This window comes from Pseudomonas sp. URIL14HWK12:I5, from assembly GCF_900176445.1.
Lineage (GTDB): Bacteria > Pseudomonadota > Gammaproteobacteria > Pseudomonadales > Pseudomonadaceae > Aquipseudomonas > Aquipseudomonas monteilii.
In genome coordinates, this window is sequence record NZ_FWXQ01000012.1 from 110,018 (window position 1) to 134,921 (window position 24,904).

Sequence of the window (24,904 nt, forward strand, 5' to 3'; positions counted from 1 at the left end):
TGGACCCAGGCGGGGGCCTGCGTCAGTGAAGCCAGTGTGCAGGTTTTGCGTGTAACGATTAATGCAGTGTGGCGGCAAGATCTTTTGCTTTGAAGTCAACAGTCGCCCCGGTACTTATGTTCAGGGCGCCAAGGGATTGCCATAGATACCACCGTGGCCACGTCGGGCCTGATGCAATGCGGTTTTCTTGCCCGGAGACCGCGATGCACCCGCCACCCTTTACCGATGGCTCGACCGATGCCCTGATTGCCAGCCGTTTACCGTCCTGGCTGACCGGGGCATCGCTGAATACCTTGTACTCACTGCATGCGAGCCAGCAATGGCAGCAGCACGTTCAACACCAGTTGCATGAGTGGTTGGCAAGTATCCTGCCTCTGGATGCATTTGCCGCCCCATTGTTGCAGCAGGCGTTGTACACCCGGCATGGTTTGACGTTGGATGTTCGCAAGGCGATGCTGCGCCGACGTACATTGCAGCGTTTCCCATCACACATTGCGACCCTTCCAGATGGGGTGAAAGAGCATGTCCATCAGCAGAGCCTGCTGGCTGCTGCGCTGCATAATTTTACCGAGGGGGAAACATTTGCCAGTGCTATTTTGCAAGGCACTGTCGTGCAGGACTCGAATGGCCAGGACGCAAGTCTTTCGCCAAAGGCATTTTACACGTTGTGCCGAACCCTCGACCTGGGTGGGCAGTACCAGGCTTATCTGAATACCCGGTTGATGCCAGGCGGAGAGCCTGGGAGGCAGCTGGAGGCCCTTTTGCAGGAGGGCTATCGGGCTGCTCTGGAGGCGGCACTGCGTCTCTCACTGTACAACGGCGAAATTTCCAGGCATGGCTTTGATCAGTGCATCCCGCTGGCCTCGCAGGTAGCTGGCAAACCCTCGACAGGTACAGGTTTGCAGCCTCATGCGCTGCGTGTATTCGGCAAGCTCGCACGCGGGGTGGTGGTATTCGACGTTGCAGCATCCGACAGTTCGCAGAAGGGCCTTCTGTGCTGGGTGCCTGACGATCCTCATGGTGCACTTACCTGGTACTCCACCTGGGACCAACTGTTCCTGACGATGGGCAAGCAGTTTCGCTTGCCTGGGTATGTCGATTTCTTCCAGCGTTTCATCTGCGAACGGGATCGTGAAGCGTATAGCCGTGCGCTGGGTGAGGCGTTGAAGCAAGGTGATGAAAATGTGCCGGTCCGTCTCGATGGGCGTCACGAAGTGATCGAGCAGCCATTGTTCGAGTACCTGCGCAAGCAACAGATCGATACCTTGTTGGACAATGCCAGGGTCCTGGCGGTGCCTACCGCCGATGTGGATGCACAGGTGCGTGACCGGCGCTTGCACTTCTATCTCGAAAGTGCGCTGGACCTAGTGGGCCTGGCGAGCTTCGGGCTTCCCGCGTTGGCGCTGCCATTGTTGGGCATCACCGCGTTGCAGGTGGCCGGCGAGGTATACGAGGGCTATGCCGATTGGCGACTGGGTGATCGACAGGCGGCGCTGGAACACCTTTATTCGGTTGCTGAAACGGTAATCATGACGGGCGCCAATGTTGGCGCCGGGCTGGCAGCGCAGCGGCTGGCCAGGGCAGTGCAGGTCGATGAGCTGGTGCCGGTCCAGTACGATGAGCACAGTTTGAAATTATGCGACCCGGCGTTGCCCGGCTATGCGATTGACCCAGTGGGCAGCACGGGAGCACGACCTTTGGGCGGGCCGGGTGAGCGGGTGCGCACGCCGGTCGGCAGCTTTGAAACCTACCTGGAGGCGCAATCGCAACAACGGCGAATCCGTCATCCGCAGCGTACCAGTGCCTATGCGCCAATGCTTGAAAACAACGGCGCCGGCGGTTGGCGCCACGAGCTCGAAAGCCCTCATGAGTGGCAGGGGCGCGTGCATTTGCTGCAAGACCTCGCCAGCGATCTGTCGCAGCTGGATGCTGAAGCGGCCAACGATGTGCTGCTCGCCACCGGCCTGAATGAAGACCATCTGAGGCGTTTGCACCTCGATCATGCGCCGCCACCGGCACGGCTGCTCGATGCAGCTGAGCGGCATCGTATGCACACGCAAGTGCCATGGCTACGCGGCGATGGCTTCGAGGAGCATCTGCAGGCCCAACAAGGCGTCGCTACCCCAGAGCAGGCCGTGTTGCGAAGAGACTTCCCTGGGCTTTCAATCAGGGAGGCGCGTGAAATCGTCGAGCATGCCAGCGAGGACCAGGTCGAGCAATTGCTGATACACCAGCGTGTTCCCCTTGCCTTGGCCGAACAGGCGCGTTGGCAACTGCACGATGCGCGACTGGATCGTGCCTGTGCCGGGCTGCGCCAGGCCGCAGCCATCAACCGCGATACCGAGCAGCTGGCGTTGAGCCTGGTCGGCGATGAGGCGCCTTGGCGAGGCACCCGGGTTGAAGTGCGGCTTGCATCGGCGCAAGGCGAAAGAATGGCCTGTGTCGGCGCTGAAACCTCCGACGAGCTCCGTACGCTGGTGCGTACCGCCGACGGCTATGAAGTAATAGCGCGCGCCGGCGACCCTTTGTCGCCCCCTTCGTCGCCATGCAGCCTGTTCGAAGCGCTGATACAGCTGCTGGACCCTTGGCAGCGCAAGCAGTTGGGCGAGGCCGCCGACAGCCCGCAGGCGTTGGTGGATGCGTTGTCACTCTGGGCAAGCCAGCGGCGTGAACGGGTGGCCGATGTGCTTGGTATGGCGCCAATCACCCCTGGTTTCAGGCCTCCAGTCAGGCTGGGAGACGGGCGCGTGGGATACCCGTTGAGCGGACGGGGGGAGAGCAGCCTTCGTGCATTGCGCCGGGGTATGCAGCGGCTGTTTCCGGAACTGGATGATCACGCATTTGACGACCTCATCGACAGGGCGCGAAGCCTTGGGTTGACGGCCTGGAACTATCATCTGCGCCTCAGTGGGCAGCTGCGTGCACTTGACCTGGCTTTGAGCCGATGGCGACGTCAGTCATCCGGCCCTGTGCAACTGCTCAGGCGGGCCCGCATGGCACGGCGAATACGAAATGCCTGGCGGCGCAGTATTCGCGACGAGGCCGGCAACTTCGCGTTGATTCTGGAAAACTCACGGCTGGGCTCATTGCCGGATTTGCCAGATACCGTCAGTTTTGACCATGTGACCACGCTCACGCTGACAAACCTGGAGCTGGCCAACGTCGATGAGCGCTTTCTGTCCCGTTTCCCCAGCGTGACCAGGCTTGACCTGACGGGGAACCGGTTGACCGAACTGCCAACACTGGAACACACGCCTTGGCTGGAGACGTTACGACTGGCGCATAACCGGATCGTGATAACCGAGCCGGGCAATCGGCAGCTGGCTGGTTTGAACCATCTGACCACGCTGGACCTTGATTTCAACGCGCTTGAGGTTGAGCCAAGGGTGAACTTTTCGACTGCGCTTCGACGCTTGCATTTGCGTGGCAATCGGCTGCGAGCTGTCCCCTTGCAGCTGCTGCAACAGGGCGCGCTGGAGGAGATCGACTTGCGGGGCAACCGTATCGGTGTCATCGATGAAGCTCAGCTAGCCCTCTTGAACGCACATCCCCACAGGGTGCGTCTGCAGGGCAACCCGCTGCCTCCTGTCATACTGGAACGCGTGGACGAGCGAGTGTGGCTCCCCCCTTCACGGCCATTGCCCGCACAACCTGCTCCTCATGAGTCGGACCCTTGGCTGGCCGGCTTGAGCGGGCAGGAAGCGGCCCGGCGCAGGGAGGCATGGCAAGCGTTGCGTGCCGAACGGGGCAGTGAAGACTTTTTTGCCTATCTGGAAGCGGTGCGGGCGGCTGAGCAGTTCACGCGCCAACCGGCAGAGGCCCGCCGGCGTGTGGGCGAGTTGCTTGAAACCATGTGGCACAATTCGGTTGTCCGCAGTGCTGTGTTCCGTCAGGCGGCAATGCCGCGCGGGCGTGCCGACCTCGATTTACTGTTGGTGAGGCTGCAGGTCGAGCTGCGTACCGAAGGCGTGAGAGGGAGACGGGTGGAGCGCGCGTTGCGAGACCTGTCGCGGGAGCTGTTCCGGCTGGAGCAAGTCAATCGTTTTGCTGCGCAGCATATCGAGCGTCTGCGTCTGCCGCCCGGCGAAGCCCGTATAAATGACGTTTACCTCGCCTTCAGAGTGGGCCTGGCAGATGCTTTGGGTATTTATGGGCAACCCACCTACCTGAACCTCCAGCATGTAACCAGCGTCACACCTGAGCTGCTATCGGAAGCCGAAGCAGCGGTGCACGAGGCCGAAACGGCTGAAGCGCTGAGCCAGTTCCTGTCGCGGCAATCCTTCTGGCAGGACTATGTGCGTGTCGCGTACGCCGATGAATTTGCCGAAATACGCCACGAGTACGCTCCGCAGTTAGGTGCGTTGGAGCCTGAACCCGGTGAGGCGCATGCCCCCATGGATGCTGTGAATCGGATCGTCGCCCAACGTCAGGCATCGGAGAGGGCGCTGACGCTGAAACTGGCGCGTGGCAATGCCTGGGCGTGGTTCCGCTTTGAGCCCCCTCATGGGCCTGGCCTTCGAGCGTTTACCCGGTTGTCGAGGCAGTTGGAGCAAAGCCTGGATACTTGGCGAGGTCTGCCGACCGATGCGGAATATCATGCTCGCTCTGCCGTGGCGCAAACACTGCGCCAGGCTTGGTATTCGGGCTTTCGCGCTGAAGGCCCAGGCTTCAATCCCACCATCGACGGGTTGTCGGTCAGCACGTTGCCGGAGCTGCCGGTGGGCATTCGTTTTGACAGGCTGCGTACGTTGTCGCTACGCAACCAGCAGGTCACGGCCATTGCAGGTGATTTTTTGCGGCGCTTTCCCAATCTGGAGGTGTTGAACCTGTCGGGTAGCAGAATTTCACGCCTGGAAGGGCTTGAGCATTTGCCTCAACTGCGCAGCTTGAACCTGGGGGGTAACCTGCTTGATACGGTGACAGGCCTGGAAAACCTGGGGCAGTTGGTCGAGTTGGACCTCAGCGGCTGCAGGCTGGAGGCGTTGCCCGCTGGCATTGAGCGTTTGACGAATCTGACGAGCCTGGACCTGGCCTTCAACCAGTTGAGTGAGCTGCCGGAACAGCTGGGTGCGCTGCCAGCGCTCGAGAACTTGCAGTTGAGCGGTAACTTGTTGACAGGCTTGCCACGCACTATAGGCAACCTGGCGCGGCTGAACATTCTCAATCTCGGTGGCAACCGGTTGAGCGTAGTGCCGGAAAACCTGAATGGTCTGGCAAGGCTCACTCAGTTGTACTTGCACGATAACACCATTGTTCTTGATGCCGTCAGCGAGTCGCGACTGGAGTGGTTTTCCAGGCTGGAGGTGCTCAACCTTGAGGGCAATCCACTCGTCAGTGCGCCACTGCTGCGCTACAACGTCCACCTGCGTTATTTGTCGTTGCGTGCTACCGGCCTGAGGGCGTTCCCGCTTCAGTTAATGCAAGGTCACCCAGACTTGAGCGTGGACTTGCGAGGCAATCGCATCACTGCCTTGGACGAGGATGCCCTGCGTTGGGTGGAGGCCAACCCCCATACCGTCAATCTCGAAGACAATCACTTGAGCGAGCAGGTCATGGCTCGTGTACGCGATGCCTTGGCGCGCTTGCAATTGCAATGGGCCAGGGAAGAAGAAGAGGGGGAGGTGACCGCAATCAGAAAACCACCCTCACGCAGAGGGTAATGAGCCAAGCCATGGCCTGGGTGGGCCATGGCTTGCGGTGCATCAGCGGCGGCGGAACAGCGGCAGCGGCTCGTCGGTGGCGGCCTGGTAGGTCACCGAGAAGTCCTTCAGGCTTTGCAGCGCGTCTTCCGGGTTCTTGTCGGCACGGATGGCGAATGCATCGAAACCGCAGCGGGCCATGAAGAACAGCTGGTCACGCAGCACGTCACCGATGGCGCGCAGTTCGCCCTTGAACTTGTAGCGGTCACGCAGCAGGCGCGCATTTGAGTAGCTGCGCCCGTCGGTGAAGGCCGGGAAGTTCAGCGCGATGACCTGGAAGTGCTGCACGTCTTCGCCGATTTCTTCTGCCTCCTGGTCGCTGTCCAGCCACACACCCAGGCCGCCGTCGCGGGCTTTGAGCACATGGGCATGGTCGCGCCACATCTGCAGCGGGACGATGTAGTCGTCGCAGTTGGTCAGCTCGTCAAAGGACGTTTCCTTGGGCAACAGGTGCCAGGTTTCGTCGACGATCTGGTTGTTCTTAATGATTCGCTGCATAGACGCGTTCCTTGAAGGGGTCGATGCCGATACGCTGGTAGGTGTCGATGAAACGCTCTTCCTCGGTGCGTTGCTCGACATACACGGCGATCAGCTTCTCGATCACATCGGCCATGTCATCCTGGGCGAAGGACGGGCCGAGGATCTTGCCCAGGCTCGCGCCACGCGCGGCGTTGCCGCCCAGCGACACCTGGTAGAACTCCTCACCCTTCTTGTCCACGCCGAGGATGCCGATGTGGCCCACGTGGTGGTGGCCGCAGGCGTTCATGCAGCCAGAAATGTTGAGGTCGATTTCACCGATGTCGAACAGGTAGTCCAGGTCGTCGAAACGGCGCTGGATGGATTCGGCAATCGGGATCGACTTGGCGTTGGCCAGCGAGCAGTAGTCACCGCCCGGGCAGCAGATGATGTCGGTCAGCAGGCCGATGTTCGGCGTGGCGAAGCCGCCTTCGCGCAGTTCCAGCCAGAGCGCGTGCAGCTGGCGCTGCTCGACGTCGGCGAGGATGATGTTCTGCTCGTGCGAGGTGCGCAAGAAGCCGAAGCTGTAGCGCTCGGCCAGGTCGGCCACGGCGTCCAACTGCTTGTCGGTCAGGTCACCCGGGGCAACGCCGGTCGGCTTGAGCGACAGGGTCACGGCCACGTAGCCAGGGCGCTTGTGGGCGCGGGTGTTGCGCGAGCGCCAGCGGGCGAAACCTGGGTATTCGGCGTCCTGGTTGGCGTAGTCGAAATTCTCGAGGGCCAGGTAATCCGGGTCGACGAAATGGCGCGACACGCGCTGCACTTCAGCTTCGGTCAGGGTGGTGCTGCCGCCACGCAGGTGGACCATTTCGGCCTCGACCTTCTCGGCGAACACTTCCGGGGTCAGGGCCTTGACCAGGATCTTGATCCGCGCCTTGTACTTGTTGTCACGGCGACCGTAACGGTTGTACACGCGCAGGATGGCGTCCAGGTAGCTGATCAGGTCTTGCCACGGCAGGAATTCGTTGATGAACGAGCCGACCACCGGGGTACGGCCCAGGCCACCGCCGACCAGCACACGGAAGCCCAGCTCGCCGGCAGCGTTGCGCACCGGCTCCAGGCCGATGTCGTGCACTTCGATGGCGGCGCGGTCTTCTTGCGAGCCGTTGATGGCGATTTTGAACTTGCGCGGCAGGTAAGCGAATTCCGGGTGGAAGGTGGTCCACTGACGGACGATCTCGCACCACGGGCGCGGGTCGATGATTTCGTCTGCGGCCACACCGGCGAACTGGTCGGTGGTGGTGTTGCGCAGGCAGTTGCCGCTGGTCTGGATCGCGTGCATTTGCACGGTGGCCAGCTCGGCGAGGATGTCCGGGATGTCTTCCAGCGCCGGCCAGTTGAACTGCACGTTCTGGCGGGTGGAAATGTGGGCATAGCCCTTGTCGTAGTCGCGAGCGATCTTGGCCAGGGTGCGGACCTGGGTGGCGTTCAGCTGGCCGTACGGCACGGCGACACGCAGCATCGGCGCGAAACGTTGGATGTAAAGGCCGTTCTGCAGGCGCAGAGGGCGGAATTCTTCTTCGCTCAGCTCACCGGCCAGGTAGCGGCGGGTCTGATCACGGAACTGCTTGACGCGGTCCTCGATGATCCGCTGATCGTACTCGTCGTATACGTACATATAAGTCCTGTCTCAGGCATGCAGCTATTCGCGCGCACGGCCGCGCACTCCGGTACGGAGCCGGGGAACGATATCAGGTTGCGGTTATGCGCTAAAGTGATGTTTTAGCATATGAAAAGAACCAAATGGACTATGTGAGACTGACTGCCATTTGTGCCTTGGGCGAGGCAGGGCGTTTATAATCCGGTGTTTGCTTCGCAGAGATGTGACCCTATGCTCAAGGCCCTGTGCCAAAGCTTGTGTCTAGCCCTGCCGCTGGCGGCGAGTGCGCAGCCATCGGTGGTTTTCATCAACCCAGGGCTGTCCACCGAGACGTTCTGGACCAGCTACACCCGCTTCATGCAGGCCGCCGCGGATGAGCTGGGCATGAACCTCAGGGTGGAATACAGTGAGCGCCGCGCCGACTTGGCGCTGACCCAGGCCCGGGCGATCCTGAGTGGGGCGCAGCGGCCGGATTACCTGGTGCTGGTCAACGAGCAGTACGTCGCGCCCGAAGTGCTGCGCCTGTCGCGTGGCACGGGGGTGAAGCTGCTGTTGGTCAACAACGGCCTCACGGCCAGCCAGGTTCGCAGCATTCAGGCCCAGCCCGACAAGTATGCCGAGCCGCTGGGCACCTTGATGAGCAACGACGAGCAGGCGGGCTTCCAGATGTTGCACCAGATGGTCGCACAACTGCCGCACGACGTCGGGGCGGTAGACCTCGTGGCTTTTGCCGGGGTCAAGACCACCCCGGCCTCGCAGCTGCGCGAGGAGGGCATGCGCCGTGCGCTGGCTGATTTCCCTCAGGTGCGCCTGCGCCAGGTGGTGTATGGCGGCTGGAGCCGCCAGCGCGCCTACGAGCAGGCACAGCAGTTGCTGGAGCGCTACCCGGCCACGCGTCTGGTGTGGTCGGCCAATGACGAAATGGCCTTTGGCGCCATGCAGGCGTTCGAAGCCGCCGGCCGCAAGCCGGGGCGCGATGTGCTGTTCAGCGCGGTCAACAGTTCGCCCGAGGCCTTGCGCGCGCGGATCGACGGGCGCCTGAGTGTGTTGATGGGCGGGCACTTTACCCTGGGTGGTTGGGCTATGGTGATGCTGCACGATGACGCACTGGGGCTGAAGCTGAACCGCGATGGCCTGCGCGAGCACAGCGTGCCGGTGCTGCAGCCGATCGACCGGGCCAAAGCGCAACGTTGGCTGAAACTGCTGGAGCGGGCTGACTACGGCGTCGATTTTCAGCGTTACAGTGCTCAAGGGCGCCCGACCGACTACCAATACCCGTTTCTGACGTCGCCCATGGACTATTGAGCGAAGTGAAGTTTTGCGGGCGCGGGCATAGTTAAGTACCACCGCCGGCCACTGGCGCTTTGATCTGATGGCAGCTTCCAATCCAAGGAGCCTGTCTTGTCCGATTTGTCTGTCGCCAGCAATGCAGCCACGGCTGAGGTAGAGCCAGGCATCACCTTATACCCCTCTGGTCATGAACCCATTCTGCTGACCGCGGAGGAACGTAATGCGGCTGATCTGGTGGCCAAGGCACTGGCTGTAACAAAGACGTTCTACGGGACGTTGAACAAAGCGCAGCGCGCCAGGCTGGACGCTTTATATGGCACGCCCCGGGTGGGTGCCGATGCACTCATGAAGATCGTTCAGGGTGTCAAGGCGCAGGTCAGTGCCCACCTCACGGCGTGCTGTGGGCATGAAGTGCAGGTGGATGCTGTGCGCATTCACACCGCCCGACCGGAAAAACCTGCGGTCAGCGAACCGCTCTGGGCCTGGCTCTCCCGTGGTACCCCTGTCCAACTTGCGCAACCCCGCCTGACCAGGGATGCGAACGATTTTGTCGACAACAGTTGGCTCACGCTCAATGGCGCTGTGTTCGGCAAACAGGATGGCAGCCAGGTAACGGTCGATGAGATCGTCAGCATGGGGCGTGAACTGGACATCGGTGAATCGATTGCCATCCGGTGCGATGCCTGGCTGGCACAGGAGCAGGTAGCCTCGACGATCAGGCGTGAGTCGAATGCCAACTTCGAGATTTCACTGCTCAATGCCTTGAAGGTGGGGGACATCACGGCGGCGCAGCACCTGCAACTGCAAGCGAGTGGCAGCCTCGCCCTGCCGAGGGTTTTGAGTTATGGCTTGCCCCCAGTGGGCCAGGCCCTGCACAAGGGCAACTTCATGCTGAGGGTGGAAGGGCATGAGCTGCCCGTGTTCGCATTGAGCACCGCCAGCGGCACGTACATTTATGCGGGTACATCGCCCGAGGGGCGGCTTTTCGTAGCAGATGCTGCGCAAGGGTTAACGGCGATGCAGGTATTTGCCCGTGCGTTCCGAGGCGACCTCTGGGCTACATGAAGTGCAATTCATGAAACACGTCGAGGACCATGTCATGCCCTTTGTCCGCAATCGGGGACGGGTCATCATTACCAACGCTTATTCCCCTTACAAGGAGCGCGCTTTCCTCGAACTGGGGTTGCGGGTATTCGTTCTGGAGAACAGGGCCAGTGGTTTTCTGCTGGTGATGAATGATGCAGTGGCCAGGGATGCGGGCCTTGCCAATGCTTGAACGGCCTGGCTTGGCGGTGGGCGCGTCACCCGTCGCCAGGCAAAAGACCCTGCTTGAGGAAAGGGCATTGCTCGTCTTAACTGCTGGTGGTGAAGTGCATTCCCATAACCACTACAAGAGGCAATGCAATGGGAAACTCAACCAAGGTCCGCAAAGCTGACAGCAGCGTCGATGCCTGGGCGATCCTCTGCCTGATCGTGTTGGTGGTGGTCACTGCCGTGTACTGGGTCAGCCACCAGTAGACTTGTTCTCAAGACCATGAAGCCGTCAGAGCGCCTGCGGGAGGGAATCCCGCAGGCGTTTTCATTTCTAGCGGGCGCTAAGGTGCAGGGCCAGTTGCACCAGGCCGATCAAGACGGCAATGAACACCAGGGTGAACAGCGTCCCCAATGCGATGAAATGGCTGGCTTTGCCGTGGGTGAAGTCGCGAGCGCGGTTCTTGCCGCTTTGCACGCCGAAGGCGGCGGCGAGAATGCTGTGCAGCATCTGCCAGAAGGTAGGCGGTTTGCCCTGGCTGGAATCGTCCATGGTGGCTCCTGAGAAATCAGAGGCAATCAGGGACAGTGTAGGCAATGGCTATGAGGTTGTCTGTGTCGGCCTCTTCGCGGGCTTGCCCGCGAAGAAGCCAGCGCAGTTTTAGCTGTCGTACCCAAGGTTAGGCGCCAGCCAGCGCTCGCTCACGCTCACCTCCTGGCCTTTACGCGCGCTGTAACTTTCGATCTGGTCCTTGTCCACCTTGCCCACGGCAAAGTATTGCGCCTGCGGGTGGGCAAAGTACCAGCCGCTGACCGCCGCCGCCGGGAACATCGCGAAGTGCTCGGTCAGGAACACGCCGCTCGGCCCGGTTTCGCCGATGGCGGTGCCATCGAGCAGGCGGAACAGGGTTTCCTTCTCGGTGTGGTCGGGGCAGGCCGGGTAGCCCGGGGCCGGGCGAATACCGCTGTACTGCTCCTTGATCAGCGCCTCGTTGTCCAGGTGCTCGTCGCGGGCATAGCCCCAGTGCTCTTTACGCACCTGCTCGTGCAGCCACTCGGCGCAGGCTTCGGCCAGGCGGTCGGCCAGGGCCTTGACCATGATCGAGCTGTAGTCGTCGCCTTTGTCCTGGTAAGCCTTGGCCACTTCCTCGGCACCGATGCCGGCGGTGGTGATGAACCCGCCCACATAGTCTGTGACGCCGCTGGTTTTTGGCGCGACGAAGTCGGCCAGCGACCAGTTGGGCTTGCCATCCGGTTTGATGGTTTGCTGGCGCAGGTGGTGCAGGGTGGCCAACGGCTGGCCGTCCTCGCCGTACACCTCGATGTCGTCATCGGCCACCTGGTTGGCTGGCCAGAACCCGAACACCGCGCGGGCGCTGATCAGCTTCTCGTCGATCAGCTTGTCGAGCATCTCGCGGGCATCTTTGTACAGCGCCGTGGCCGCCTCGCCGACCACTTCGTCGGTGAGGATCCGCGGGAACTTGCCGGCCAGGTCCCAGGAGATGAAGAACGGGGTCCAGTCGATGTATTCGGCCAGGGTGCGCAGGTCGATGTCTTCCAGCACCTTGACGCCGGTGAAGGAGGGCACCGCTGGCTGGTAGCCGGCCCAGTCGTACTGCGGCTTGGCGGCGATGGCCTGGCTGTAGCTCAGGCGCTCGGTGCGGGCGCTGCGGTTGGCGGTGCGCTCGCGGACTTCCACGTATTCCTGGCGGGTTTTCTCGACGAAGCCCGGCTTGAGTTCCTTGGACAGCAGTTGGGTCGCCACGCCCACCGCGCGGGAGGCGTCGGTGACATAGACCACGGCATCGTTGCTGTACTTGGGCTCGATCTTGACCGCAGTGTGCGCCTTGGAGGTGGTGGCACCACCGATCATCAGTGGCAGCTCGAAGCCCTGGCGCTGCATTTCGCGGGCAACGTGGACCATCTCGTCCAGCGACGGGGTAATCAGGCCGGACAGGCCGATGATGTCGCACTTCTGTTCGCGGGCGGTTTGCAGAATTTTTTCGGCCGGCACCATCACGCCGAGGTCGACGATGTCGTAGCCGTTACAGCCCAGTACCACGCCGACGATATTCTTGCCGATGTCATGCACATCGCCTTTGACCGTGGCCATCAGGATCTTGCCCTTGGCTTCCGGCTTGTCGCCTTTTTCGGCCTCGATGAACGGGATCAGGTGCGCCACGGCCTGCTTCATCACGCGGGCCGACTTGACCACCTGGGGCAGGAACATCTTGCCCGCGCCGAACAGGTCGCCGACCACGTTCATGCCGTTCATCAGCGGGCCTTCGATCACTTCGATCGGGCGTGCGCACTGCTGACGGCATTCTTCGGTGTCTTCAACGATGAACGCGGTGATGCCCTTGACCAGCGCGTGCTCCAGGCGTTTTTCCACCGGCAGCGAGCGCCACTCTTCGTTTTCCACTTCCTTGGTGGCGCCGCCGCCCCGGTAGTCGTCAGCGATCGCCAGCAGTGCGTCGGTGCCGTGCGGGGTGCGGTTGAGTACCACGTCCTCGACTTTTTCGCGCAGTGCCGCCGGGATCTCGTCGTAGATTTCCAGCTGGCCGGCGTTGACGATACCCATGGTCAGGCCGTTCTGGATCGCGTGGTACAGGAACACCGAGTGGATCGCTTCACGCACCGGGTTGTTACCACGGAACGAGAACGACACGTTGGACACACCGCCCGAACTCAGCGCATGGGGCAGGTGATCGCGGATGTAGGCACAGGCCTCGATGAAATCGACGGCGTAGTTGTTGTGCTCTTCGATACCGGTGGCGACGGCAAAGATGTTCGGGTCGAAGATGATGTCTTCCGGTGGGAAGCCCACTTCATTGACCAGAATGTCATAGCTGCGCTGGCAGATTTCCTTCTTGCGCGCGGCGGTGTCGGCCTGGCCGACCTCGTCGAAGGCCATCACCACCACGGCAGCGCCGTAGCGCTTGCACAGGCGGGCGTGATGCTTGAACTGCTCGACGCCTTCCTTCATGGAAATGGAGTTGACGATGCCCTTGCCCTGGATGCACTTGAGGCCCGCCTCGATCACGTCCCACTTGGACGAGTCGATCATGATCGGCACGCGGGAAATGTCCGGCTCACCGGCGATCAGGTTGAGGAAGCGGACCATGGCGGCCTGGGAGTCGAGCATCCCTTCGTCCATGTTGATGTCGATCACCTGGGCGCCGGCCTCGACCTGCTGCAGGGCGACTTCCAGGGCTTCGGTATAGTTCTCTTCACGGATCAGCCGGGCGAACTTGGCGGAGCCGGTGATGTTGGTGCGCTCGCCGACGTTGACGAACAGCGACTGGCGGTCGATGGTGAACGGCTCCAGGCCCGACAGGCGGCAGGCCTTGGCGATTTCCGGGATCTCACGCGGCTTGTACTTGGCCACGGCTTCGGCAATGGCCTGGATGTGGCCTGGGGTGGTACCACAGCAGCCGCCGATGATGTTCAGGAAGCCGCTGGCGGCGAATTCCTCGACCACCGCAGCCATTTCCGCCGGGGTCTCGTCGTATTCACCGAAGGCGTTCGGCAGGCCGGCGTTGGGGTGGGCCGAAACATGGGTGTCGGCTTTGGTCGCCAGCTCTTCCAGGTACGGGCGCAGGTCCTTGGCGCCGAGGGCGCAGTTCAGGCCCACGGAAATCGGCTTGGCGTGGCGCACCGAGTTCCAGAACGCTTCGGTGGTCTGGCCGGACAGGGTACGGCCGGAGGCGTCGGTGATGGTGCCGGAGATCATGATCGGCAGTTCGACGTTGTCGTCCTCGAACACTTGCTGCACGGCAAAGATCGCCGCCTTGGCGTTGAGGGTGTCGAAGATGGTTTCGATCAGGATCAGGTCGGCGCCGCCCTCGATCAGGCCGCGGGTGGCCTCGATGTAGTTTTCGACCAGCTCATCGAAGGTGACGTTGCGGTAGCCAGGGTCGTTGACGTCCGGGGAAATCGAGCAGGTGCGGCTGGTAGGGCCGAGCACGCCGGCGACAAAGCGTGGTTTGTCGGGGGTTTCCAGGGTCTTGGCATCCGCTACCTGGCGGGCGATGCGCGCGCCTTCGACGTTCAGTTCGTAGACCAGCGACTCCATGCCGTAGTCGGCCTGGGAAATCTGCGTGGCGTTGAAGGTGTTGGTTTCGAGAATATCGGCGCCGGCATCCAGGTAGGCTTTCTCGATGGCGGCGATCACGTCCGGGCGGCTGAGCAGCAACAGGTCGTTGTTGCCTTTGACATCGCTTGGCCAATCGGCGAAACGCGTGCCACGATAGTCGTGTTCCTCGAGACGGTAGCTTTGGATCATAGTACCCATGCCGCCGTCGAGGATCAGGATGCGCTCTTTGAGTGCGTTCTGGAGTGCTTGGAGACGAGCGCTGCGGTCGGACATAGGAACTACCTGGTCGGGCAAAAATCAGAAGGTGCGGAATCATAACAAAGCTGCGCGGTTTTTACGCACATCGCCCATTTGCATGAAAACTGCTCATGTTGTTGGCGCGATTACCAGCACCCAAGGACGACCAGGCACAATCGTGATGGCTTTCAAGAACCAGGACTTTTCGCACATGGTGCATCGTATCCTTGCCGGCGCCTTCGCCCTGCTCATCAGCGGCGCGGTGTTCGGGCAAGCCCCCCAGTCGAGCCCGGCTATTTCCTACACCCGGGACATTCAACCGATCTTCACCGAGAAGTGCGTGGCCTGCCACGCCTGCAACGACGCTGCCTGCCAACTCAAGCTGGAAAGCCCGGAAGGCGCGGTGCGCGGGGCCAGCAAGGTCCCGGTGTACCAGGGCGAGCGTAGCAAGGCGGTGCCTACCACGCGGCTGTTCTACGACGCTCACAGCGAAGAGGAATGGCGCAAGAAGGGCTTCTATTCGGTGCTCGACAACCAGGGCAGCCAGGCCGCACTGATGGCGCGGATGCTGGAACTGGGGCACAAGACCCCACTCACGCCCAACGCCAAGTTGCCCGAGGACATTGTCCTGGGCCTGAACCGCAACAACATGTGCCCGCTGCCCCATGAATTCGACGCCTATGCCGGCGCCCACCCCAAAGAGGGTATGCCGTTGGCGGTGACCGGGCTGACCGACAAGGAATACGACACCCTGCGCCGCTGGCTGGCAGCGGGTGCGCCGGTGGAATACCAGCCGATCAAGCCAAGCGCAGCCGAAGCCCGGCAGATCACCGAGTGGGAAGAGCTGCTCAACCGTCCGGGCTCCACCGAGGCGCTGGTAGGCCGCTGGCTGTACGAACACCTGTTCCTGGCGCATATCTACTTCGTTGGGGGGGAGCAGGGGCACTTCTTCCAGTGGGTGCGTTCGCGCACGCCGAGCGGCAAGCCGGTCGATATCATTGCCACGCGCCGCCCCAACGACCCGCCCGGCACCGACTTCTACTATCGGTTGATCCCGGTGCAGGGTGTGATCGTGCACAAGACGCACATCACCTACCCGATGGGGCCGCAGAAACTTAAACGGGTCAAGCAGCTGTTCTATGCCGGCGACTGGCACGCCACCGCACTGCCGGGCTACGGCCCGCGTCACCGGGCCAACCCGTTCGAAACCTTCGAGGCGATCCCGGCAGTGGCGCGTTACCAGTTCATGCTGGATAACGCCGAATACTTCGTGCGCACTTTCATCCGGGGCCCTGTGTGCCGTGGGCAGATCGCCACTGACGTGATCCGCGATAACTTCTGGGCGCTGTTCCAGGAGCCGGCCTTCGACCGTTACATCACCGACGCCAAATACCGTGGCGAGGCCACGCCGTTGCTGGCCATGCCGGGCCAGATCGATGACGTGGGCAGTGTGCTGAGCCTGTGGCACGCCTACCGCGACAAGCGCAACGAGTACGAAAAGCTGCGCCGTGACGCCTATGCCGACATGCCGGCACCGGGCTGGTCGACCTTGTGGGCCGGTAACGACAACGCGTTGCTGAGCATCTTCCGCCATTTCGACAGCGCGTCGGTAAGCAAGGGCCTGATCGGTGACGTGCCGTTGACCGTGTGGTTGTTCGACTACCCGTTGTTCGAGCGCACCTATTACCAGTTGGCGGTCAACTTTGACGTGTTCGGCAATGTTTCGCACCAATTGCAGACGCGCCTGTATTTCGACCTGATTCGCAACGGTGCCGAGATCAACTTCTTGCGCCTGATGCCGGCCGACCAGCGCAAGGCGATCCTGGGTGACTGGTACCAGAACAGCGGCAAGGTGAAGATGTGGATGGACTATGAGGACATCGACACCGACACCCCGAGTGGTATCCAGCTTGACCCGCGCAACCCCAAGCGCGACTTTGGCCTGAAGCTGTTGCAGCGCACCGGCAGCCTGAATGCCACGCCCGACCCGATCAACCGCTGCCAGGGCGCGTTCTGCTCACGGCCGCAGATGAGCGAAGAGTTCCGCAATGCCGAGCAGTCGCTCAGCCGCCTGGTGTCGCGCCCGGCTGCGGGGCTGAAGGTGATCAACCAGTTGCCCGAGGCAACCATGCTGCGTATCGAAGGGCAGGGCGGCGAGCGCCAGGTGTACAGCCTGCTGCGCAACCGTGCGCACAGCAACGTGGCGTTCCTGCTGGGTGAGGCGTACCGCTATCAGCCGGGGCTGGATACCTTGACGTTGGCACCGGGTGTGCTCAGCAGCTACCCGAACTTCATCTTCAACATCCCGACCAAGGATGTGGCGGAGTTCGTCGAGGACATGGAGTATGCCAAAGATGACCCGGCGAAGTTCGAGCGCATCGTCATGCGCTGGGGCGTGCGCCGTAGTCACCCTGAGTTCTGGCGCTACTTCCATGACTTGAACAGCTTCATCAAGGAGACCCAGCCGGTGGAGGCGGGGGTGCTGGACATGAACCGCTATGAAAACCTCTGATCGGGTGAGCTGACCTTTCCGGGTACCCTGCGGTCGGACAGGTTGGGTGGTCTGGGAGCTGTCATAGGCTCCCAAGGCCTCAACGCACCGGCAAGCGCAGGGTACTTCATGCTGTATTCGCTTCAGGCACTGCGGGCGTTCGCCGCCTGGGTGGTGGTCTGCCACCACTTCATGCAGATCTTCTTCGACTTCCACGCCACCGGCCCCATTGGCCAACTGCTTACCGACCGTGGCGCCGTAGGCGTCGACATCTTCTTCGTCATCAGCGGGCTGGTCATCTACCTGTCGACCCGCGATAAAACCATCGAACCGCGCCAGTTCCTGCTCAATCGGGTGCTGCGTATTGTGCCGGCCTACTGGTTCTACACAGTGTTGATGGCCCTGTTGCTGCTGGCTTTTAGCCAATGGATGCCACATCAGGTGTTCACCTGGCACCATCTGTTCTTGTCGATGCTGTTCATCCCGGCAGAAAACCCCGGAGGCTATGGCCTGTACCCGACCTTGAACGTGGGCTGGACGCTGAACTTCGAGATGTTCTTCTACCTGCTGTTCGGCCTGGCCTTCCTGGTGCGCCGGCGTCATCACCTGTTGCTGGTTACCGCGGCCTTGTTGCTGGCCAGCGAGGTGCTGGGCCGGCTGGGTGTGCTAAGCCGCTTCTACAACAACGACATCATCTACGAGTTCTTGCTCGGCATCGGCCTGGGCGTGCTGTATCGGCGTGGGCTGATCCGCCAAGGGCGGTGGTTGCCGCTGGGCGTGCTGGTTGTGGCGGGTCTGGCCATCTATCACCTGGATGCGTCCCAGCGCCTGCTGCATTGGGGCCTGCCGAGCGCCATGATCGTGATGGCCTTCATCGCGCTGGAACCGCTTTTTCAAGGCAACCGGCTGCTCAAGGCCTTGGGGGACTGCTCGTATTCGGTGTACCTGGTCCATGTGCTGGTGCTGTACGCCGGCTGGTTCGCCAGCCAGCGCCTGCAGTTGAACCCGTATCTGGTGTTTGCCCTGTGCGTGCCGTCCATTGGACTAATGTCGTGGTTCAGTTACCAGTGGCTGGAGCGCGGGCTGTACCGGCGCATGCAGGCCTGGCTGGCGGCGCCACGGGGGGCGGCCCCTGAATATGCGCTTTCCCGAGTCAAATACTAGGACTTTGTTCAATGAGCGGGTTGGCGTACACTTGGCGGCAAGTCTGTGAGGAACCTACATGAGCGCTATAACCATTACCGACGCCGCCCATGACTACCTGGCCGATCTGCTCTCCAAGCAGAATACGCCTGGCATCGGCATTCGCATTTTCATCACCCAGCCGGGCACCCAGTACGCAGAGACGTGCATTGCCTACTGCAAGCCGGGCGAAGAGAAGCCTGACGACACCGCCGTGGGTCTGAAGAGCTTCACCGCTTACCTGGATGCGGTCAGCGTGCCGTTCCTGGAAGACGCACTGGTTGACTACGCCACCGACCGCATGGGTGGCCAGCTGACCATCAAGGCGCCTAACGCCAAGGTGCCGATGGTCAACGAAGACAGCCCGATCAACGAGCGCATCAACTACTACCTGCAGACCGAGATCAACCCGGGTCTGGCTAGCCACGGCGGCCAGGTCAGCCTGGTGGACGTGGTCGACGACGGCATCGCCGTGCTGCAATTCGGTGGCGGTTGCCAAGGCTGCGGCCAGGCCGATGTCACCCTGAAGGAAGGTATCGAGCGCACCCTGCTCGAGCGTGTTCCGGAATTGAAGGGCGTGCGTGACGTGACCGACCACAGCCAGAAAGAGAACGCCTACTACTAAGCCAAGGTCGGCTCTCTAGCAACAAAGTGTTACGGTTTCAACCCCTGCGACAACAGGCCGCAGCCCGTATTCAAAGGGTTGCAGGCCTTCCCCGCCTTGGTCGGGTAGAACCCCTTGGGGTGTCATGCCAGAATGCCCCGGTTTTTCAGCCGGCCCGTCCCGAGGGCCGGCACCTTCCCTGTAAAGGATGGTTTCATGAATGATCTGTATACCCGGCGCGCAGTTGTCGCCGGGATGGGCGTTCTCGGGCTCGGCCTGCTGGCAGGCTGCAGCCCGGCCCGGGGGCTCGAGTTCAAGTACGGCAAGAACATGAGCAACGAAATCCTCGGGCGCAAGTTCAGCCTCAAAGACCCACAAGGTAACGTGCGCACCCTGTCGAGCTTCTACGGCAGCATGCCGATGGTCTTCTTCGGCTTCACCCAGTGCCCGGCCGTTTGCCCGACCACCCTGGCGCGTGCGGCGCAAATCCGCAAGCTGCTGAGGGGCCGTGACCGTGACCTGTTCCAGGTGGTGTTCATCACGCTGGACCCGGAGCGCGACACCCCCGAGGTGCTTGATGCCTACGTCAAGGCCTTCGACCCGACGTTCACCGCGCTCACCGGCACCCCCGAGGAAATTGCCGCAGTGGCCAAGGAATTCAAGGTGTTCTACGAAAAGGTCCCGGCCGGTGACACCTATACCATTTCTCACTCGTCCACCAGCTACGTCTACGATACGCGTGGCACCCTGCGCCTGAGCCTGGGCCATTCCCTGAATGCCAAGGAATGTGCCGAAGACCTGGTCACCCTGATGGAGATCTGCTGAATGTCGATGCAACCGATCAAACGCGGCCTGGCTGCCCTGGCACTGATGGGCCTGGCCCTGCCGGCCCTGGCCCAGACCACTGTGAGCGATGCCTGGGTCCGTGCCAGCGTGCCGCACCAGCAGTCCACCGGTGCCTTCATGACCCTGACCGCCAGCAGCGACAGCAAGCTGGTAAGCGTGGCGTCGCCCGTGGCCAAGACCGTGCAGGTGCACGAGATGACCATGAACGGCGACGTGATGGGCATGCGTGAGGTCAAGGCCGTCGAGTTGCCGGCCGGCAAGGCCGTGACCCTGGACCCGAATGGCCTGCACGTGATGCTGATGGGCCTGAACGATCAGGTGAAGGAAGGCGATAAAGTGCCGCTGACCCTGACCATCGAAGATGCCAAGGGAGGCAAGGAAACCGTGGACGTGCAGGCTGAGGTGCGTGCGCTCAACGCCGAGGCCGGCGGTGGGCATGACCACATGCACATGAAGCACTGACCGATCGAAGGGCCGCGTTTAGCGGCCCTTTTCTTTTCAGCCGTACCCTTCAGCTACGAAAGCGCGGCAGCGGCCTGTCGAGGGTCAGCGAGGTCAGCGTCTTGCGGACCTGGGCTTCGTCGGCCTCCAGCGCCTTGAGGCTTGCGCGGATCTTGCCAGCGGCGGGCACATCGCCCTGCCGGTCGATCCAGTCGGCAATCTCCTTGCAGGCACTGCTCAGGCAGGCCTGGCGCTGGTTCATCAGCGACAGAAGGGTGGTGAGCTCTCTTTCGGACATGGCAGGATCCTCCAATTCAGCCTTGTCAGTGTAGCAGAGGGTTGGCGGGGCTCCTGATGGCTTTGCAGGGGTGTTGAGGATGCAAAAAGGAGTACTCCGTCGTTTGAGTAACACTGAGTTACTTATCTATAGGAATAAACATCGTGTTTAAAGTGGATGCCGCTACGTCGCCGGTGGCATGACCCTTTGCAAGCGGACGAGATGTGCTGAGCCGTTCTGTCACACAGTTTGGCGGCGACTGGTCTGACTTCGCCAATAGTTACTGAACGTAGGAACATTCGGAGTCTCAATGTTGGCTGCGCTGACAGTGCGGGTATTGTTACAACTTTCATGTTGAATCCAGCCGCGGATGAGCTCTAGATTCAGTCGCCTCTGTACCGCTGGCTGAGGAAAGCAACGATTATGCAGGCGTTGAGTCTTAACTCCGGAACGCGCTCACTTACATTGGGCTATTGCTTTTCCAAGTGCGGTGAATTTGCCTTCGAAGCGGCATTTGCCGTGACCATCGTACTTATGGCCGAGGCGGATTTGTTGTTGATTGGCATCGCTTATTTCTTCCGCTACTTGCCGAGCATGGTGTTTTCTCCCTTGGGTGGTTGGCTGGCAGATAACGCCGATAAGAAAAGAACACTGTTTGCGGTCGAGTTGGCCAAATGCATTCTGTCGCTTGCCTTCTTTGCCTTGTTCAGTTGGTTTACGCCGGTACTGCCCGTGCTGGTGGCCTTCGCGATGGTCATGACCGCGCTTGAATGTCTATATGTGCCCACGTTTCGCGCATACTTTCCGGATATCGTGGAAAATGGCGAACTGGCTTCAGTCAACAGCGGTATCCAGGTGATCGAAGATACGGCCTCTATTATTGGGCCGTTGGTGTTTTCGGCCTGTGTGTTACTGCTATCTCGCGACGAAACCTTCTTGTTCTTTGCAATATGCCTGGTGTTGTCTGCCATTTCCATTGCTACCTTGGGGCCAGCAAGGCAAGGCGTGCGGCAGGCATTCGATGGGCGTGCCATAGTCCGTGATGCGGTGCGCAGCGTGAACCAGCTCAAGGGCAGCAATGTCCCGTTGTTTGCCGTTATTGGCTGTACCACGCTCTGTGCGATGTTCGCCACGTCGGTGATTCGCTTCATTCTCCCGGCTTCGGTGTTGGAGCACTTTACCTCTGAGGCAGCGGTGGGTTACGTATTCTCACTGCTGGCGGCAGGCACCGTGCTGGGTGGCGTGCTCTACACTCGCTTCAATCCGCGTACCACTGCACGGTTGGTGCTGCGCTATTGGATAATTTACGGCGCACTGTTTTTTGCTGCCGCAGTGGCGCTGCAGTTCAATACCTGGTTGTTTCTGCTGATCCTCTTCCTGGTTGGCTTCATTGGAGCATTTGTCGATATCGCAATCGTGACAAACATCCAGTGCTTATCGAACGAGCATGAAGTTGGCAGGAACTTTTCCCTTTATTACTTCACGGCCGTCATTGGGGATGCCGTTTCAGGGCTGGTTGCCAGCCTGGTCTTCGTGCTTGCGGGGCCAGCAACCTTCATCTGGATGACGCTCATGCTGTTCATCGCACCGGTACGCTGGAACCTGAAAGGACGCGCCCTTGATAGCGACGATAGTGCATAACGCGCTGCTTGGTATTGGTACCTGGAGGTAGGCTTGAGCTGGTATTGCGATGCCTCAGGCGGGTATTGAAGATTGAGCACAAGCCTGCCGATACGCCCCCGGCGTCACCCCATACGCCTGCTTGAACTGCCGGCTCAAATGGCTCTGGTCAGCAAACCCCAGGTCAAACGCCACCTCCGAAGCAACCAGGCCGCTCTTCAGCATTTCCCGGGCGCGGGCCAGGCGCCGCTGTTTCAGCCAGGCATGTGGCGGCAGGCCGGTGGCCTGGCGGAATACCCGGGCGAAGTGGAATGGCGACAGGTTGACGGCCGCCGCCAGCGCTTCGAGCGAGGGCGGGTCCGCCAGTTGGCTTTCCAGCAGTTCGCGGGCGCGGGCCACGGCCAGTGGTTCGTGGCCGGGGGCCGAGGGTTCGGCGCATTGCCCGTGGCGTTGCACCAGGGCCAGCACCGCCTGGCGCCAGGCGGTCTGTTGCTGCAGGGCGCTGGCGCCGTTTTCGGACAGCTGATGCAGCTGGCTGAAGGCGATGGCCAGGGCAGGGTCCTGGATGACGCTGTCCTTGAAACGGGGCATGCCGTGACGGCCCAGTTCCAGCTCGTCGAGCACGCCGGTTACCCGCTCGTGCTCGGGGTAGAAGCCGCGATAACGCCAGCCCGCTTCATGGGCTGTGGCACCGGTATGCAGCTCGTCAGGGTTGATCAGCACCATGCTGCCGACCGGCGCCAGGTGCTCGCTGCCGCGGTGCCAGAAGCGCTGGGCGCCGGATTCGATCACGGTGAAGACGTAGCCTTCGTGCACATGCGGGGCGAAGCGCTGCTGGAAGTAGCGCGCGTGCAGCATCTCGACGTCGCCCAGGGCCGGCGCCTGCCAGAGGTGTGTCTGCTCGCGCAGGGGCGTGCTCATGCCAGCCAGCTGCGCAGGAAGAAGAAGATCAACATGCTCACCAGCATGCTCAGCAATACGCTGCGGGTCAACAGCACCAGGGCGATGGCCACCAGAGAGCCCAGCAGGTAGGGGTTGAGCAGGCTCAGGTTGAGCTGGTGATCGGGCATGAAGATGATCGGGCCGCAGATGGCGGTGAGCATGCCCGGCACGGCAAAGCCAAGGAACTGCCTGGCGTTGGAGCTCAGACGCAAGGGCAGGCGTGGTTCCAGGAACGCATAGCGGTTGAGGAACACGATGGCGCCCATGGCAAAAATCAGGATCCAGGTCATGCTCGGGCTCCTGCAAATTTCTGGCAGATGAAACCAGCGCTCATGCCCAGCAGGCCTGCGGCCACCAGGGCGGTTTCCCAGTGCCAGTGGCTGAACAATACCGAGCAGAACAACGACACAGCTACGCATACCACCGTGGGCAGGTTGCGCACCAGCGGTGCGATCAGGGCGACGAAGGTGGCGACGATGGAGAAGTCCAGGCCCAATTGGTCCAGGTGTGGAATGTTCTGGCCCAGCAGGATGCCGGCTAGGGTAAACAGGTTCCAGGCCACGTAGAAGGTCAGGCCCACCCCCAGAGCGTACCAGCGGTTGAACTGCTGCTGGTCGTACTGGCTGGTCAGGGCGAAGAATTCGTCGGTCAGCAGAAAGCCCAGGCCCAGCCGCCAGCGCAGCGGCTGGCTGGACAGTACCGGGCGCATCGACAGGCCGTACAGCAGATGCTGCGAGGTCAGCAGCAGGGTGGTGAGCAGAATCGACGCCAGGTTGGCGCCGCCTTTGAGCATGCCGATGGCCACCAGTTGCGCGGCGCCGGCGAAGACGATGGCCGACAGCCCTTGCCCTTCCCAGGCAGTGAGGTTGGCTTCGATGGCCATGGAACCGGCCAGCAGCCCCCAGGGGGCGACGGCCAGGGACAGGGGGAGAATGGCGATGGCGCCGTGGAGAAAGGCTTGGCGGGCGGTGTGGGGCATGATGGCTGCAATGCTTTACGTGGTAGGCCAGCATGCCAGAAGGGGGAGGGGCATGGCTTGAACGATCTTGCTGGTCGACGTGAGTCCTTGTGGGTGGGGACTACGGATGGCGGGTCAGATGCTGCTGCGCCGTCACGCAGCCATTGATGTCCACGGCCTTCTGCAGCAGGGTCAGGCGGTGCTGCGGGTCGAGGTCGCCGAGCAGGCGGTACACTTCGGCCTGGTAGTCACGCTGGCGCCCCCACAGCATGTCCAGGCCTTGTGGCCGGCTGCGGTTGCAGATCAGGCGGGTGGCCGGTTGCGGGTAGTAGGGGGCGTACACGGTGGCCATGCTGGGAATGGCTTCCAGCGCTGCGCGATACTCGTTGCTGACGTTATAGGGCCGGCACCAGGTGGCGATGGCCGGCGCGGGTGCGGCGAAACCCTGCTGGAGGCTGGCCACGAGTAACGGGCAGGCAGCATCCGGAATTTGCGCGACGGGCAGATACGTCATGTAGTACAGCGCCAGGCGGTACTGCGCGACCGGGTGGCCCAGCTCGACCGATTTTTTCAGCAGGGCAACCGCTGTCGGCAAGGTATGGGCCAGGGCCTGACCCTGACGGCTGAGCTCGGGGTCGCCGCCAACGGCTGTGCGCAGTGTATTGGCATCGTCGCCCTGGTTGTCGGCCTGCTCCAGCAACGGCAGGGCCTGGCGGTAGAGCAGGTCGGCATGAGGGTCGATGCGCACCTCCAGCGCGTGCGCAGCCAGTGGCATCAGGGCGATCAACAGCGGGGGCAGGCGTCGCATGCGGTTCATAGGCCAGCCCCATGGGCGGCCTGGCAAGGATGGACGG

At 61.7% G+C, this 24,904-nt stretch carries 19 protein-coding genes; 10 read left to right on the forward strand and 9 right to left on the reverse strand.

Annotation, left to right across the window (positions count from 1 at the left end; translation table 11 throughout):
- The first annotated feature begins 116 nt into the window (after nt 1-116).
- Nucleotides 117-5,660: a dermonecrotic toxin domain-containing protein gene (locus tag B9A31_RS24385; protein WP_256576294.1), complete on the forward strand. Its 5,544-nt coding sequence runs from the start codon at nt 117-119 to the stop codon at nt 5,658-5,660.
- Between the two features lie 42 nt (nt 5,661-5,702).
- Here B9A31_RS24385 and B9A31_RS24390 read toward each other — a convergent pair whose 3' ends face one another.
- Together B9A31_RS24390 and B9A31_RS24395 are read right to left on the reverse strand one after the other, a co-directional pair.
- A complete protein-coding gene (locus tag B9A31_RS24390) occupies nt 5,703-6,197 on the reverse strand; it encodes a DUF934 domain-containing protein (protein WP_016714708.1) in 495 nt (164 codons plus the stop codon).
- Entirely contained in the window at nt 6,181-7,833 is a 1,653-nt protein-coding gene (locus tag B9A31_RS24395) for a nitrite/sulfite reductase (protein ID WP_016714707.1), read from the reverse strand. The genes B9A31_RS24390 and B9A31_RS24395 overlap by 17 nt, the downstream gene beginning before the upstream one ends.
- 213 nt (nt 7,834-8,046) lie before the next feature.
- On the opposite strand from B9A31_RS24395, the gene B9A31_RS24400 reads away from it, so the two are divergent.
- The 3 genes from B9A31_RS24400 (at nt 8,047) to B9A31_RS24410 (ending at nt 10,381) form a co-directional block, all read left to right on the forward strand.
- Nucleotides 8,047-9,120 carry an ABC transporter substrate-binding protein gene (locus B9A31_RS24400; RefSeq protein WP_019099686.1) on the forward strand — a complete coding sequence of 358 codons (1,074 nt, stop codon included), beginning with the start codon at nt 8,047-8,049 and terminating at the stop codon, nt 9,118-9,120.
- 105 nt (nt 9,121-9,225) lie between these two features.
- Nucleotides 9,226-10,170 carry a hypothetical protein gene (locus tag B9A31_RS24405; protein WP_143512096.1) on the forward strand — a complete coding sequence of 315 codons (945 nt, stop codon included), beginning with the start codon at nt 9,226-9,228 and terminating at the stop codon, nt 10,168-10,170.
- A gap of 10 nt (nt 10,171-10,180) precedes the next feature.
- Nucleotides 10,181-10,381 (forward strand): hypothetical protein, encoded by a 201-nt coding sequence (locus B9A31_RS24410; protein WP_019099684.1) that lies wholly within the window; start codon nt 10,181-10,183, stop codon nt 10,379-10,381.
- Nucleotides 10,382-10,690: 309 nt separating this feature from the next.
- Here the strand turns inward: B9A31_RS24410 and B9A31_RS24415 are convergent, their stop codons facing one another.
- Together B9A31_RS24415 and metH are read right to left on the reverse strand one after the other, a co-directional pair.
- Nucleotides 10,691-10,909: a DUF2970 domain-containing protein gene (locus B9A31_RS24415; RefSeq protein ID WP_027609720.1), complete on the reverse strand. Its 219-nt coding sequence runs from the start codon at nt 10,907-10,909 to the stop codon at nt 10,691-10,693.
- Nucleotides 10,910-11,017: 108 nt separating this feature from the next.
- On the reverse strand, nt 11,018-14,725 hold the full coding sequence (gene metH, locus B9A31_RS24420) for a methionine synthase (protein ID WP_027609719.1): 3,708 nt from the start codon (nt 14,723-14,725) through the stop codon (nt 11,018-11,020).
- A gap of 175 nt (nt 14,726-14,900) precedes the next feature.
- Here metH and B9A31_RS24425 point away from each other — a divergent pair, with 175 nt between their 5' ends.
- The 5 genes from B9A31_RS24425 (at nt 14,901) to B9A31_RS24445 (ending at nt 20,274) form a co-directional block, all read left to right on the forward strand.
- A complete protein-coding gene (locus tag B9A31_RS24425) occupies nt 14,901-17,201 on the forward strand; it encodes a fatty acid cis/trans isomerase (RefSeq protein WP_084297474.1) in 2,301 nt (766 codons plus the stop codon).
- A 108-nt stretch (nt 17,202-17,309) separates the two neighbouring features.
- Nucleotides 17,310-18,344: an acyltransferase family protein gene (locus B9A31_RS24430; RefSeq protein WP_019099680.1), complete on the forward strand. Its 1,035-nt coding sequence runs from the start codon at nt 17,310-17,312 to the stop codon at nt 18,342-18,344.
- Nucleotides 18,345-18,402: 58 nt separating this feature from the next.
- Nucleotides 18,403-18,987 carry a Fe-S biogenesis protein NfuA gene (nfuA, locus tag B9A31_RS24435; protein WP_016714701.1) on the forward strand — a complete coding sequence of 195 codons (585 nt, stop codon included), beginning with the start codon at nt 18,403-18,405 and terminating at the stop codon, nt 18,985-18,987.
- A 195-nt stretch (nt 18,988-19,182) separates the two neighbouring features.
- Nucleotides 19,183-19,791: an SCO family protein gene (locus tag B9A31_RS24440; protein ID WP_016714700.1), complete on the forward strand. Its 609-nt coding sequence runs from the start codon at nt 19,183-19,185 to the stop codon at nt 19,789-19,791.
- The gene (locus tag B9A31_RS24445) at nt 19,792-20,274 is read left to right on the forward strand and encodes a copper chaperone PCu(A)C (RefSeq protein WP_084297475.1); all 483 of its coding nucleotides are present in this window, start codon (nt 19,792-19,794) and stop codon (nt 20,272-20,274) included.
- Nucleotides 20,275-20,323: 49 nt separating this feature from the next.
- Here the strand turns inward: B9A31_RS24445 and B9A31_RS24450 are convergent, their stop codons facing one another.
- Nucleotides 20,324-20,551, reverse strand: a complete 228-nt coding sequence (locus tag B9A31_RS24450; RefSeq protein ID WP_003250422.1) for a hypothetical protein — start codon at nt 20,549-20,551, stop codon at nt 20,324-20,326.
- Between the two features lie 402 nt (nt 20,552-20,953).
- Here B9A31_RS24450 and B9A31_RS24455 point away from each other — a divergent pair, with 402 nt between their 5' ends.
- Nucleotides 20,954-22,171, forward strand: coding sequence for an MFS transporter (locus tag B9A31_RS24455; protein WP_084297476.1), 1,218 nt, complete (start codon nt 20,954-20,956; stop codon nt 22,169-22,171).
- 54 nt (nt 22,172-22,225) lie between these two features.
- Here the strand turns inward: B9A31_RS24455 and B9A31_RS24460 are convergent, their stop codons facing one another.
- The 4 genes from B9A31_RS24460 to B9A31_RS24475 form a co-directional block, all read right to left on the reverse strand.
- Nucleotides 22,226-23,071, reverse strand: a complete 846-nt coding sequence (locus B9A31_RS24460; protein ID WP_084297477.1) for an AraC family transcriptional regulator — start codon at nt 23,069-23,071, stop codon at nt 22,226-22,228.
- The gene (locus B9A31_RS24465; RefSeq protein WP_016714697.1) at nt 23,068-23,382 is read right to left on the reverse strand and encodes an AzlD domain-containing protein; all 315 of its coding nucleotides are present in this window, start codon (nt 23,380-23,382) and stop codon (nt 23,068-23,070) included. The genes B9A31_RS24460 and B9A31_RS24465 overlap by 4 nt, the downstream gene beginning before the upstream one ends.
- A complete protein-coding gene (locus B9A31_RS24470) occupies nt 23,379-24,071 on the reverse strand; it encodes an AzlC family ABC transporter permease (protein ID WP_025754381.1) in 693 nt (230 codons plus the stop codon). Before B9A31_RS24470 ends, B9A31_RS24465 begins: the two co-directional genes overlap by 4 nt.
- Before the next feature lie 100 nt (nt 24,072-24,171).
- Nucleotides 24,172-24,867, reverse strand: coding sequence for an SEL1-like repeat protein (locus B9A31_RS24475; protein WP_019099676.1), 696 nt, complete (start codon nt 24,865-24,867; stop codon nt 24,172-24,174).
- Nucleotides 24,868-24,904 lie beyond the last annotated feature (37 nt).